The following is a 12,755-nucleotide window of genomic DNA, read 5'->3' on the forward strand; positions in this document are numbered from 1 at the left end:
CCTCTCCGAAAACGTGCGTGCCCGGGCGGCCGCTGAGCATCATCCGCATCGCGCTCCCTCAGCCCGGTGAAGCACGTACAGCCAGCACTTCGTCCCCTCGCCGCCGGCCCATCCCGAGGATGTCGCGGCGCCCCTCGACGGTCACGGCCATCACGACGTAGACCGGCCGGCCGGCGACCTGCCCGTCACAGATCTTGACGTTGACAGCGTCCGCGAACACCAGCCGGAGCGCAGATCGAGTTCGCCACATCGAATGTGGACGCTGCGAGGGCGGGTTCCACAGCGAGCCAGCGACAGTCGAATACGCAGCCACCAGCCCCAAGGCACAGCCGACGCCCGACGGTGAGCCTCATCACCTGACACGTGGTCCAGGGTTCGCGGCAACGCTGCCCGCCCTGGTACGCGATGGGATGACAGGCCGGCGATCACGATGCAGCCGCCGAAGCGCAGTGGTATGACGGAGCCGAGCTGGAGGTTCTCTGCCATGACCCGCTACTGCGTCGACCCCGCCTGCCGTGAACTCATCGCCACCTGGGGGACCGGCGAGGGCGACCTCGCCACCCGGATCGCCACCGCCCCGGCAGACACCGACCCTGCCGCGCTGTCACGCCTGGCCCGCGCGCTCACCCAGCTGTCCACGGCAGCCTGGCGCACCTACACCCACCCGGCCAGTGCCGCCGACTCCCTCGAGGTGAACAGCGAGGGCTGGCGGTGGGAGCAGGAACGCGAGGCGTTCGAGGAGGTCGCAGGTGCCGTGGCAGCGCCGAACCTCCCCGAAGGCGGCATGCTCACCGTGTCCTACACCCCGGTGCTGGAATCCGCTCACCGCGTCGGACGCGCCCTGCACGCCCTGAACAACCCCGACCTAACACAAGCCGTCCGCGCCGAAACCGCCACGGAGCTGGCCGCGGTCGAGAGCGCCGAACTCGGCGACCTCACCGACCGGGCCCAGCAGGCCGTGCTGCTCAGCCGCGAGGACGCCTCCCCAGTGCAGGTCGCCGCCGCCGACCGGCTGTTCGAGGAGGATCCGTTCGGCTCGCCCGCCCTGTTCACCGATGTCGATCCGACCGCCGCAGCGGTGGCCGCGGCGCACTGGCTGCACGCCGCGGCCGAAGTCGCCTCCGCAGCCTCCGGCGCCACGCTCACCACAGTGGTCCAAGCCGCCGACGACATCGAGGCGCTCGCCCACGAGACGCCCACGATCGTCCTGGAACTGCTCGACGAGGGCGCCTCCCCACACGAGGCCGTCACCTCCCTGGTACGCGACGCCCTGCAGGTCGCGGACGGCATCCTGCCCGAACCCGACACCTTCCGCGAACAGCTCGACCAGACACAGGAAATGCTCACCGAATACGGCGACGATGCCGAGCTGGAACTGTCCGGGCTGCGCTTGACACCGCTGGACCCGCAGCGGCCGGCCCTCGACCTCCTCGAAGACCTGGTGGCCGGCATCCACGGCTGCTGGCTCATCCACGACGAATACACCGAGACCGCCGACCACGAGGACGACGACCTGGCGGCCCCCAGCGACCAGGAGTGGGACGAGGAGGCCGCCGAGGAACTGCACCGCCAACGCAGCCGCGGGCAGTTCGCCACCCTCGTCCGCGCCACCGCCGCACGCAACCACGACCGCCTCACCTGACCGATCGCCCCTCACTTCGAAACAGTCCGCACCGAGCCGGCCACGCCCCCAGCCCCCTCCGGAACGGGAAGCGGCCAGCGCCGCAGTGGCCGTCCGTTCCTCTTCTCATCTCCAGGCTGCGCTTCGACCCCACCCGCGATTACTGACTTCGGCTCGTCGGGGTGAATCTGTGCGAAGTGCCTGATGAGCGTGGAGCGGTGGCTGTATCCGTGGTGTGTGAGATATGCGGATGGGGGCGGGCTGACCGCCGCGGGACGTGAGCGCCGGGAAGTAGTTCGGATCCAGGCGGCCGAACTGTTCGAGCAGGAAGTCAAGCCGCCGGAAGTGGCGCGGCGTCTGCGGGTGAGCCCGAAGTCGGCCTACCAGTGGCACCAGTTGTGGCGGGATGGCGGTGTGCAGGCTCTGGCCTCTCGTGGCCCCAGCGGGGCGCGGTGCCGTCTGTCGTCGCGCTGCCTGGAGAAACTGGCCGCGTATCTGGAGCAGGGTCCGGCTGCGCACGGCTGGGTGGAGGACCAGGTGTGGACCGCGGCGAGGGTGGCCACGCTGATTGGCCGGAAGTTCCACGTTTCCTACAGCGTCTCGGGTGCCACGAGGCTGATGCACCGGCTCGGCTTCAGCCCGCAGGTTCCCGCGCGGCGGGTCGCCGAGCGGGACGAGCAGGCCGTCACGGCGTGGAGGGAGGCGACGTGGGAGGAGGTAAAAGGGCGCGGGCGGCCTGCGGGGGTTACATCTGCTTCGAGGACGAGGCAGGATTCACCCGTCGTCCGCCCAAAGGCCGCACCTGGGGCCGACGGGGCCGCACGCCGGTCGTGACGGTCAGCGGCCGGCGCTCGGGGCGCCTGTCGGTGGCCGGGCTGATCGCCATGCGGCCGGGCTCGCGCACCCGGTTGTGCCACCGCTTGCGCTCCCATCCCGCGGGCAGAGGCAAGCGCCGCAGCATGGGCGAGCGCGACTTCATCGCTCTGATCGACGGTGTCCACCAGCTGGTCAAGGCGCCGATCGTGCTGGTCTGGGACCGCCTGAACACCCACGTCTCCCACGCCATGCGCGATTTGATCGCCGAGCGTGCCTGGCTGACGGTGTTCCTGCTTCCCGCCTACTCGCCCGATCTCAACCCCGTCGAATGGGTCTGGGCACACGTCAAGCGCAGCCTAGCCAACCTCGCCGTGGTCGCCCTCGACCGACTCGAAGCCCTCGTACGCAACCGACTCAAACGTCTGCAGTACCGGCCCGACACCCTCGACGGCTTCATAGCCGGCACCGGCCTGACCCTCGACACCCCAACGTCACCCTGACGAGCCGAAGTCAGTAACTACACAGCGTGACAAATGGGGTCTGGGCCTCGCGATCCGCCGGCAGAGCCCAGCCGCAGCAAACGATCACCGCGAGGATCCGAGAACCGCCCAACCCTCCCGCCTACGACCGCATGAGCCCGATCACCGTGGCTCACCTCGGAGCACCGTTCGGTCTCCCCACGGCTCGGCCTGCCGGACATGAGCGCGGCTGGCGCGACCGCCCGCGCCACACCCTGTACCGGACGCCGCTGCGCAGGGGGGCAGCAGTGTCGATCACCGGCCGGCACCCGGCGAACCCCTACTGGACCCGAGCCGGCCCGTTCCGTGACCTCCTCGAAGACCTCCTCGCCGGTATCCACGGCTGCCGGCTCCTCCACGACGAGTACACCGAGCCCGACGACCAGGACGACGAAGAGACGGTCGAACGGCACCAGCACCACAGCCGCGCGCAGTTCGCTGCGACCGTCCGCACCACCGCCGCACAGAACCGCGACCGGCTCATGCAACAGTCTCCGGCCCCGGATCCGCCCACAGAACACGCGCCCCTCACGCCCGCACCTTGTCGTCACTCACCGCCCGCCCCCGGAAATTCTCCGGGTAACTCCCGGTGATCACTTCCCGCCGTGGCGCGCAGCAGTCGAAAATTCCAGCCACCAGTCCAGTCCTCAACTATCCGACATGCAGATGAAAATGAAAAATGGCCACAAGCCGTCGTCTTCCTGCTTGTCGCCCTAATTCCTTCGCCGCCCCCGGATTCGACACTCCGCACCTCCAATAATCACCCCCGAATGGCCGCTACCGACCCCTTGTGCACTTTCCAAGGGGATCACCACAGCTCACAGACCCAGATGGTCGCCAGCTTCGCCTCCCCAGCGCCATGATCCGCCCCCTGCCGCGCCAGGCCGCTCCGCCGTGAAGCTGGGCCCAGCCCGATCACACAAGGAGTCGAATCCCATGAACCTGACCGATCCTCAGCGCGGACGCGTCTACCGGCGCTGCGGCTGCCGCGACACCGCCGGCCGCCAGTACGGCGCCCGCTGCCCGAAACTGAACACCCAACCAGAGCACGGCAGCTGGGCCTACGCCGTGGATCTGCCCTCCCTGATCGGCAAGCGCGAAACCCGGCGCCGCAGCGGCTTCCCCGACCAGACCACGGCCCTCTCCGCCCTGCAGAACTTCCTGCTGGCCGAGCGCATCGGCATCGCGGTGGACGAGACCCTGACCGTCGCCGACTATCTGAGGGAGTGGCTGCTCTCCAAGCAGGAGATCCTCAAGGCCACCACCTATGCCGGCTACCACCGCCACGTCCACCACGACCTCATACCGGCCTTCGGCCCGCTACCCCTGACAGACCTGCATGACCGGCACGTCACCACCTGGTCCCGCCGCCAACTGGCCGCCGGCCGCGGACGCCCCACCGTCCACCGCTGCTGCGCCATCCTCTCCAGCGCCATGAACGCCGCCGTCAGCGCCGACCTCCTGGCCCGCAACCCCGCCCGCAACGCCGCGCTGAAGCGACCCGCCGCACCCGAGCGCCTGTGCTGGACCCCGCAACAGGCCTCCGCCTTCCTGCGTCACAACGCCGAAACCTACAACGACGTCTACGCCGACATCTTCGAGGTCATCCTCGGAACCGGCATGCGCCGCGGCGAGGCCCTGGGCCTGCACTGGCCGGACATCCACTTCCAGCAACGCGTCCTGTTCGTACGCTGGACCCTGGCCTCGGTGAACAACGCCCGCCTACACCTGCAAGCACCCAAGACCCGCGCCAGCCGCAACTGGGTCAGCCTCTCCCCCCGCGTCACCGCCGCACTACGCCGCCAAGCCGCCCGCCACCGCAGCACCCACCCCGACCAACCCCGTCTCCAAGGCATGGTCTTCACCCGCCCCGACGGCAAACCCATCAACCCCGAGCGCCTCCTGCACACCCTGCGCCAACGCTCAGCCGAGATCGGCCTACCCAAGATCGGCCTTCACGACCTCAGACACACCGCCGCCACCATCATGATCAGCTCCCAGGTGCCACTCGCCGTCGTCTCCAAGACCCTGCGGCACTCCACCCTGGCCACCACCGTCAACATCTACGGCCACCTGCTCCCCCAAGCCGCCCGCGAAGCCGTCACCGCCCTCGCCGACGCACTCGACCACGCAGACCTCCCCCGCGAGATCAACTGACAGGCCATCAGATGGTGCGATCACCTCGCGCCCACCCCAGAGACAAACCGCCAGGCCAGAGCGCCGGACGCGACCATCCTGCGACCACGCACCCTCCGGAAACGAGTGAGAGCGGGCACCCGGTTTCCCAAGTACCCGCTCCCACAAGCGACTTCACAGTCGGGACGACAGGATTTGAACCTGCGACCCCTTGACCCCCAGTCAAGTGCGCTACCAAGCTGCGCCACGTCCCGTGGTCTCGGTGCCGTGCGGCGGGGCCTGGGGGGCTCTGCCGGTTGGCTTCTCGACCTTGTCTCCGGTTTCCCGGCGACGTGGAAAACAATACAGCACGTCGGGGGGTGCTCGCTGCCAGGTTTCGGGGGTGGGGTGGGTCGGGGGAGCTCAGGGGGTCGGGCGGCGGGCGTCGTAGGTGAGGAAGGCGGGGCGGCGGGCGGCGAGCAGGAGGACGCAGGCGACGCAGGCGAGGCCGCCGGTGATCACGGAGGTGGCGGGGTTGGAGAGGGCGGCGACGGCGCCGGACTCGAAGTCGCCGAGGCGGGGGCCGCCGGCCACGACGACGATGAAGATGCCCTGGAGGCGGCCGCGCATCTCGTCGGGGGCCGCGACCTGCATCATCGTGTTGCGGAAGATCATGCTGACGGTGTCGGCGCAGCCGGCCACCGCGAGCAGCAGGAGGCCGAGCCAGAGGTTGTGGAGGGCGCCGAAGACCGCGATCGCGAGGCCCCAGGCGGAGACGGCGGCGAGGATCGCGACGCCCTGGCGGTGGACCCGGCCGACCCAGCCGGAGAAGAGCGCGCCGATCAGGGCGCCGACGGCCGGGGCGGAGACGAGCAGGCCGACGGTGCGGGCGTCGCCGGCGTAGAAGGTGACGGCGATGGCCGGGAAGAGGGCGCGTGGCATGCCGAAGATCATCGCGGCCAGGTCGGCGAGGAAGCTGGTGCGCAGGTTGGGCTGCTCGCGCAGGAAGCGCAGGCCGTCCAGGACGGAGGCGCGGCCCTTGCGTTCGCCGTGCGGCCGCATGGCGGGCAGGCGCCACATGGCATAGAGGGTGCCGGTGAAGGCGACGGTGTCGACGAGATAGGCGGCCTGGGCGCCGAAGGCGCCGATCAGGACGCCGCCGAGCATCGGGCCCACGGTGAGGCCGAGGTTCATGCTGACGGTGTTCAGTGCGTTCGCCGCCGGGAGCTGGCGGGCGGGGACCAGCCGGGGGATCATCGCCGAGCGAGCCGGCGAGCTGAGCGCGAAGAACCCGGCCTGGACGGCGACGGCGGCGTAGAGGACGGCCACCAGGCCGAGCCCGGCCAGGGCCTGGGCGGCGAGTACGGCGGAGACGGCGGCCAGGCCGGCCGAGCCGATCAGGCCGAGCTTGCGCCGGTCGACGGTGTCGGCGATCGCGCCGCCGTACAGGCCGAAGGCGACCAGCGGGACGAGCGAGAACAGGCCCACCAGGCCGGTCGCGAAGGCGGAGCCGGTCAGGTCGTAGACCTGGACGGAGACGGCCACGGCGGTCATCTGCTGGCCTACGGAGGACACCGCCTGGCCCGACCAGACCCGGCGGTAGTCGGGGTGCTCGCGCAGCGGGCTGAGATCGGCGAAGGCCCGTCGGTACCAGGGAAGTCCCGGCGGGGCAGGGGAGGCGGGGACGGCGGGGACGGACTCGGCGGTCGGGGCGTCAAGGGATTGGTTGGTCGTCACAACGGTCCATAGTTGCTCCGGACCCCGCCGCACCCGACACCGGGGGCCGCCCTGTTCCTTCCCCGCCGCCCGAACCCGCCGGGCCGACGAACCAAGCTGTGCCCAGCCGAGCCGACGAGCCCAGCCCGGCCGACGAGCCGCCGAACCCAGCCCGGCCGACGGGCCAGGAGGCCCGCCGCCTACCTGCTCAGCACCTGCTTCTCCCCCGCCTCCACCGCGAAGTCCAGCCGGTTGCCCGGCGGCGGGAACGGGCAGATGAAGTGGTCCGCGAAGGCGCAGGGCGGCAGGTAGGCCCGGTTGAAGTCGAGGACCGTCCGGCCGTCCCCGTCGGGGGCCGGCAGGGTGATGAAGCGGAAGCGGTAGGTGTCGATGCCGCTGGTGGCGTCCGCGATCACGCCGGTGAGGCGCTGACCGGAACGGCCCACGGTCAGCGTGCGGTGCTCGCCCGCCACCGTGAACTCGATCGTCCCGGTGACCGCCAGCGGCCGGTCCTTGCCGTCCGCGTTCGGGACCAGCACCGACTGCCCCTCCTCCTCGAAGGGGGTGTAGACGGCGGGTACGGCCCACTCGGGCGCGTAGGGGTAGGCGGAGATGCCGGCGAAGCCGACCCGTCCGGGCGAGGCCGGGTCGAAGACCCGGAGGGCGAGCTCGCCCTCCCGCTCGATCGGGACGAGCAGCAGCTCGCCCAGGGTGGCTGTATCGGCTGCCGGGTCGGTGTCGGGGCGCAGCAGCGCCTCGCCGTCCACCGGCGCGTCGGCGCCGTCGACGGTGATGCCGTCGGCGGCCGTGGCCCGCAGCCGGACGCCCTCGGCGTCGGCCCACCAGTGCCCGGGCAGGCCCGGGACCTCGACCGGCTCGGGCCCCAGCCAGTGGGTGCCGGTGAGTGCGAGCTGGCCGTGCGGGGCGCTCACCGACGCCGCCCGCTGGTCACTCCAGTGCTTCCAGTCCTCTGCGGCCGTCGCCGTCATCGGTCAACCCTCCCGGTCCGGTCCGCGGACGGCCCGCTGTTCGAGCCGTCCGTCTCGGTCATCCTGCACAACACCACCCGCCGGTACGGATCATTCCCCGGCCCCGGCAAGCCGCCGAACCGCAAAGAGACTGCAAGACAGCGCAATGCGGCGGCAACACCCGGCGGCCGGGATCCGGACACCGGCCCTCAGCCCCTCAGGGGCCGGAACAGGCCCTCCTGCACCACCGACACCACCAGCTGCCCGTCCCGGTCGAAGATCTGCCCGCGCGCCAGGCCGCGCGCGCCGTGGGCGATCGGGGACTCCTGCTGGTAGAGCAGCCAGTCGTCGGTCCGGAACGGCCGGTGGAACCACATCGCGTGGTCCAGGGAGGCCATGTCGAAGTGCCGGGTGCCCCACAGCGGCTCGACGGGGGCGCGGACGGCGTCCAACAGCGTCATGTCGCTGGCGTAGGTGAGGGCACAGACGTGGATCAGCGGATCGTCCGGCAGCGGGCCGTTGGTGCGCAGCCACACGCCACTGCGCGCCTCAACGTCCACCAGCTCCTCCTTGTTCCAGCGCAGCCGCTCGACGTAGCGGATGTCGAAGGGCTGGCGGCGGCTGATGAACGGGGGCAGCTCACCGAGCCGGGAGCCGACCTCGTCCAGGGCGCTGGGCAGCTCCTCGGGTGCCGGGACCGGCGGCATCGGGTACTGGTGCTCGATGCTGCCCTCCTCCGGTCTGTGGAAGTCGGCGGTGAGCGAGAAGATCGACCGGCCGCCCTGGATGGCGAGCACCCGGCGGGTGGTGAAGGTGCGGCCGTCGCGGATCCGGTCGACCTGGTAGACGATCGGCACGCCGGGCACCCCGGGGCGCAGGAAGTACGCGTGCAGCGAGTGCACGGGGCGCTCGCCCTCGACCGTGCGCCCCGCCGCGACCAGCGCCTGCCCGGCGACCTGGCCGCCGAAGGTCCGCTGCAGCGCTTCCTCGGGGCTGCGCCCGCGGAAGATGTTCAGTTCGATCTGCTCCAGGTCGAGCAGATCGACGAGGTCGTCGACGGGGGTACCCATGCGCGCGCTCCCTCTCGTTGTTTCGATCGAGTTCTCCAGCTCACTCGAATTCTCCGGCGGCCCGGGTCATTCCCGCTCACCGGCCCCCGGCGACCGATTCACTCGAACGTGTAAACGAGTGGACAGGCCGACGAACGGCCGAGCACCCTCGAAGCTCCCGCCCCCGCGCGGCGGAGCGGAGCGGGAGGATGGTGAGGTGAGTGCTGAGGCGGGTGGTGAGGTGATCCAGGAGGACCTGTTCGGCGACCAGCCCGACGGTCCGGGCGCGCGGATGCGGTCCGAGCCCGCGCCCGGCGCCGTCCTGCTGCCCGGCTGGCTGGAGCCCGCCGCGCAACTGCAGCTGGTCGCCGCCTGCCGGGAGTGGGCCCGGCCACCCGCCGGGCTGCACCGCGTGCGGATGCCCACCGGCGGGGTGATGTCGGTGCGGATGGTGAGCCTCGGCTGGCACTGGTACCCGTACGGGTACGCCCGGGTCGCCGAGGACGGCGCGCCCGTCAAGCCGTTCCCGGAGCTGCTCGGGGAGCTGGCCCGGCGCGCGGTGGTGGAGGCGTACGGGGACCGGGCCGGGGAGATCGCGGGCGCGACCTCGTACGCACCGGACACCGCGATCGTCAACCACTACCCGCACGGCGCCAAGATGGGACTGCACCAGGACCGCGACGAGCGCGTGGACGCACCGGTGGTCTCGCTATCGCTGGGCGACGACTGCGTCTTCCGGCTCGGGAACACCGAGACCAGGACCCGGCCGTGGACCGACCTGGAGCTGCGCAGCGGGGACTTGCTGGTGTTCGGCGGGCCGACCCGGTTCGCGTACCACGGGGTGGTGCGGACGCTGCCGGGGACGGCGGACCCGGCGCTCGGGCTGGTGGGGCGGCTCAACGTCACGGTGCGGCAGTCAGGGCTGAGCGAACAGGGCTGAGCGCGTAGGGGTGAGCGAATACGGCTGAGTGAACACGGGTGAGCGAACACGGCTGAGTGCGTAAGGCTGGGCACAGCAGCAGCCGACTGCGCAGGACCGACGAATCAGGCCCCGGCCCTCCTACCTCAGCAACCCCAGCTCCCGCGCGCAGGACGGCCAGGCCTCCCACCCCTGCTGCCGCACGATCTCCTCCCCGACGGTGGTCTGCTCCCGCCGGCTCGCGTGGTCGGCCCGGTCGGCGAAGTGCAGGCCGCCGGACTCCGTCCAGGTGGTGGATCTGCAGCCCGCCGTAGTAGCCGTTGCCGGTGTCCGCCCGCCAGTCGCCACCGCTCTCGCAGTCCGCGAGCTGGTCCCAGACCAGGTCCGCGACCCGCGGCGCCGCGCCGGCCCGGGCGCCGCCCGAGACCACGGCCATCACCACCGCCACGGCGGCACCGATCCGGATCACGGCCCGGGACGTCCGTCCTTCACCCGAACGCGAACACGAACACGAGCAGGGACACGAACACGAACACGAACGCGAGCACGAATACGGCACGGCAGCCGACCCTAGAGAGCCCGCTCCCGTCCGGGCCGCCACCCGCCCAGCCACGCCGGGAACGCCGACAGCCGCTCCCCCACACGGGGGAGCGGCCACCGGGAGCCACGGCCCTGTACGAGCCGACGGGAGGTCAGCTCATCGGACCTCAGATGCTCAGGACCTGGCCCGGGAAGATCAGGTCGGGGTTGCCACCGACGACCTTGGCGTTGTTCTTGTACAGGTCGTGCCAGTCCAGGCCCTGCGCGGCGGCGATGGAGCTCAGGGTGTCACCGGACTTGACGGTGTAGTCGCCCTTGGCCGGCTTGGCGTCGTCGGAGGCGGTCCACGACTTGCCGCCGTTCCAGGACTTGGCGGCGTCAGCCTTCGCGGCGTCCTTCTTCGGCGCGGCGTCAGCCTTCGGCGCAGCAGCGGCCTTGGGAGCGGCAGCGGCCTTCGGGGCGGCGGTCTTCGGCGCGGGGGTCTGCGCCGGCTTGGCGGCGGAGGAGCCGGCCGTGGTGTCGACGGCGGCCGGGGCGCCGCCCTTGGTCAGACCCGCCTTGACGGAACAGACCGGCCAGGCGCCGGGGCCCTGCGAGGCGAGGACCTTCTCGGCGACGGAGATCTGCTGCGCCTTGGTGGCGAGGTTGGCCTGCGAGGCGTAGGCGGTACCGCCGTACGCGGCCCAGGTGCTGGAGGTGAACTGCAGACCGCCGTAGAAGCCGTTGCCGGTGTTGATGGCCCAGTTGCCACCGCTCTCGCACTGGGCGACGGCGTCCCAGGTGGCGACGGGGGCGGCGGAGGCCGAGGTGGCCGTGACGAGGCCGGCCACCGGCAGGGCCGCGACAGCGGCGCCCGCCACGACGGCCATCCGCACGCGGTTGCGCTTGGTGGCGACGGTGTTGGTGGCAGCGGCGTTCTCGTTACGGAAGGTCATGGGGTTCCTCTCGACAGCCCCGGGCGGGCATGCGGAACCAGACCCTGGAGAGGGCCGCATTCGCTTGCCGCGTCCGTCGGACGGCCGTGCACGTGTCGGACGTGCCGCTGCCGCCCCGGCCACCCAGCCGCTCGCCGGCGACCTGTTCGAGCGATCGCGTCGGCGGGCACCTGCCGCGCCCGGCCGGGACCGGGGGGCGATGCGTCGGGGGTGAGCCCGGGTGGCGCTCGTTGCGCCGCCCAAGAAGCTACGAGCCGGTCGACGGGGAAACCAAAACGCCACGGGTCTGCCCAGCTCAGCGAAGGGTTACCGACGGTAAGACCCACACAAACATGCCCGAAATGCCCGATTTGGCCGTCGATTCCTAGATCAAACACCGAGGCCGCGTGACCCACCTCACGGTTTCATTCCGGCAGTCCTGTCACCGACATCGACAGATTGCGAGCAAGAGACCACGTGCCGCGATCGGATCCGAGGCAATTCCCGTCAGCCTCGACGGGCACCCGTGACGCCTGACACAAGGGCCCGTTGGGCATGGCGACCTCCCCGAGTCCGCCCCCATGACTCCAACCGCACCCATCCGAGGAGACCCTGTGCCGCGCATGCTCGACGTCAGCGACGAGGTCCGGCTCGAAATCGGCGACGACGAGGCCGACCGCCTGCTCGGCGGCGACCGCGCCCCCGACAGCTACGAATGCACCTCCTGCCGCACCCCCGGCGACACCCATGCGGAGCCCACCAGCACCGTGCTGTTCGTCGGCGACGAGACCGCCGTCCTGGCCTTCGCCCACGCCCGCTGCATCCCCTCCCAGGTGGTGCCGGTCGCCGAGGAACAACTGGCCGGCGCCGTGCGCAGCATCAGCCAGTCCCAGCCCGCCGCCCCGGCCCCGGTCGCTCCCGGCCCGGACTTCGCCGTCCCCGCCCAGGACTCCGCCTGGGCCCGGCCCCAGCCGCCCGCCCCCGGCCAGGCCGCGATCCTCGGCATCACCTGCGGGCTCGTCCTGCACGGCAAGGTCGGCCACGCCTCGCTGGTGGTCGAGCCCACCGGCCCGGTCGGCCGCCCCGGCAGCACCTCCGGCGAGGACGAGTTCCTCGACCTGCTCCAGGACGCGGGCTTCCAGCGGATCGTCGACCTCGACGAGACCCCGGAGCAGCTGCCCGGCTGGTCGGTCCTGGTCGCCATGGGCAAGCTGCACGCGATCCTGCAGCCCGCCGCGGCCGGCGGCAGCACCGGCTGGTGGCAGGCCCACCAGCCGCTCCAGGTCACCGACGCCTGGCGGATGGCCGCCAGCCAGCTCTCCGAGGTGACCATGTACGCCGTGCCGGCCGGCTTGGTCGGCCGTCAGCCCCGCGAGGATCTGCTGCGCCAAGCGCTGGAGCGGGCGGTGGCACTGGGCCAGGTGGTCGCCGCCTCCCTCCCGCTGGCCGGCACCTGATTCGCCCCGGCGCTTCGGACGGTGGTCGCCCCGCGCAGCGCGACGCCCTCCTGGCGACCCTGACCCCGTGGTGTCCGAGGCCGCGCGCGAGCACAGCAGGATCCTGGACCCGGCGGCGATGG

Annotated in this window: 10 protein-coding genes, 1 tRNA gene and 2 pseudogenes; 6 read left to right on the forward strand and 7 right to left on the reverse strand. The window is 71.4% G+C overall.

The features are described from left to right. Positions 1–69 precede the first annotated feature (69 nt). Positions 70–220: pseudogene (locus ACWCYO_RS10065) on the reverse strand (transposase); the annotation flags it as partial. A 264-nt stretch (positions 221–484) separates the two neighbouring features. Here ACWCYO_RS10065 and ACWCYO_RS10070 point away from each other — a divergent pair. The 4 genes from ACWCYO_RS10070 (at position 485) to ACWCYO_RS10085 (ending at position 5,112) form a co-directional block, all read left to right on the forward strand. Next, on the forward strand, positions 485–1,642 hold the full coding sequence (locus ACWCYO_RS10070; protein ID WP_449783932.1) for a hypothetical protein: 1,158 nt from the start codon (positions 485–487) through the stop codon (positions 1,640–1,642). Positions 1,643–1,858: 216 nt separating this feature from the next. Beyond that, positions 1,859–2,937, forward strand: a protein-coding gene (locus ACWCYO_RS10075; RefSeq protein WP_449783941.1) for an IS630 family transposase whose coding sequence is annotated in 2 segments (ribosomal slippage) — positions 1,859–2,360 and positions 2,360–2,937 — 1,080 coding nt in all. Because the reading frame shifts where the segments join, the coding sequence is not laid out codon by codon here. Positions 2,938–3,203: 266 nt separating this feature from the next. Beyond that, positions 3,204–3,548: a hypothetical protein gene (locus ACWCYO_RS10080; protein WP_449783933.1), complete on the forward strand. Its 345-nt coding sequence runs from the start codon at positions 3,204–3,206 to the stop codon at positions 3,546–3,548. Between the two features lie 343 nt (positions 3,549–3,891). Further along, positions 3,892–5,112, forward strand: coding sequence for a tyrosine-type recombinase/integrase (locus ACWCYO_RS10085; protein WP_449783934.1), 1,221 nt, complete (start codon positions 3,892–3,894; stop codon positions 5,110–5,112). 159 nt (positions 5,113–5,271) lie between these two features. On the opposite strand, the gene ACWCYO_RS10090 is transcribed toward ACWCYO_RS10085, so the two are convergent. The 4 genes from ACWCYO_RS10090 to ACWCYO_RS10105 form a co-directional block, all read right to left on the reverse strand. Further along, positions 5,272–5,345 (reverse strand) — tRNA-Pro (locus ACWCYO_RS10090). A gap of 148 nt (positions 5,346–5,493) precedes the next feature. Next, positions 5,494–6,807: an MFS transporter gene (locus tag ACWCYO_RS10095; protein WP_449783935.1), complete on the reverse strand. Its 1,314-nt coding sequence runs from the start codon at positions 6,805–6,807 to the stop codon at positions 5,494–5,496. A gap of 179 nt (positions 6,808–6,986) precedes the next feature. Continuing rightward, complete coding sequence (locus ACWCYO_RS10100) at positions 6,987–7,775, reverse strand: DUF1684 domain-containing protein (RefSeq protein WP_449783936.1); 789 nt, start codon at positions 7,773–7,775, stop codon at positions 6,987–6,989. A gap of 188 nt (positions 7,776–7,963) precedes the next feature. Further along, positions 7,964–8,824, reverse strand: a complete 861-nt coding sequence (locus ACWCYO_RS10105) for an acyl-CoA thioesterase (protein WP_270142973.1) — start codon at positions 8,822–8,824, stop codon at positions 7,964–7,966. Between the two features lie 271 nt (positions 8,825–9,095). On the opposite strand from ACWCYO_RS10105, the gene ACWCYO_RS10110 reads away from it, so the two are divergent. Then, complete coding sequence (locus ACWCYO_RS10110) at positions 9,096–9,743, forward strand: alpha-ketoglutarate-dependent dioxygenase AlkB family protein (protein ID WP_449783942.1); 648 nt, start codon at positions 9,096–9,098, stop codon at positions 9,741–9,743. A 120-nt stretch (positions 9,744–9,863) separates the two neighbouring features. Here ACWCYO_RS10110 and ACWCYO_RS10115 read toward each other — a convergent pair. Continuing rightward, positions 9,864–10,158, reverse strand: a pseudogene (locus ACWCYO_RS10115) (transglycosylase family protein). A gap of 271 nt (positions 10,159–10,429) precedes the next feature. Beyond that, positions 10,430–11,197 (reverse strand): LysM peptidoglycan-binding domain-containing protein, encoded by a 768-nt coding sequence (locus tag ACWCYO_RS10120; RefSeq protein ID WP_270142977.1) that lies wholly within the window; start codon positions 11,195–11,197, stop codon positions 10,430–10,432. Between the two features lie 593 nt (positions 11,198–11,790). Between ACWCYO_RS10120 and ACWCYO_RS10125 the strand changes: the two genes are divergently transcribed. Continuing rightward, positions 11,791–12,633 carry a hypothetical protein gene (locus tag ACWCYO_RS10125; RefSeq protein WP_270142978.1) on the forward strand — a complete coding sequence of 281 codons (843 nt, stop codon included), beginning with the start codon at positions 11,791–11,793 and terminating at the stop codon, positions 12,631–12,633. Positions 12,634–12,755 lie beyond the last annotated feature (122 nt).

Source organism: Kitasatospora sp. NPDC001683 (genome assembly GCF_053596495.1).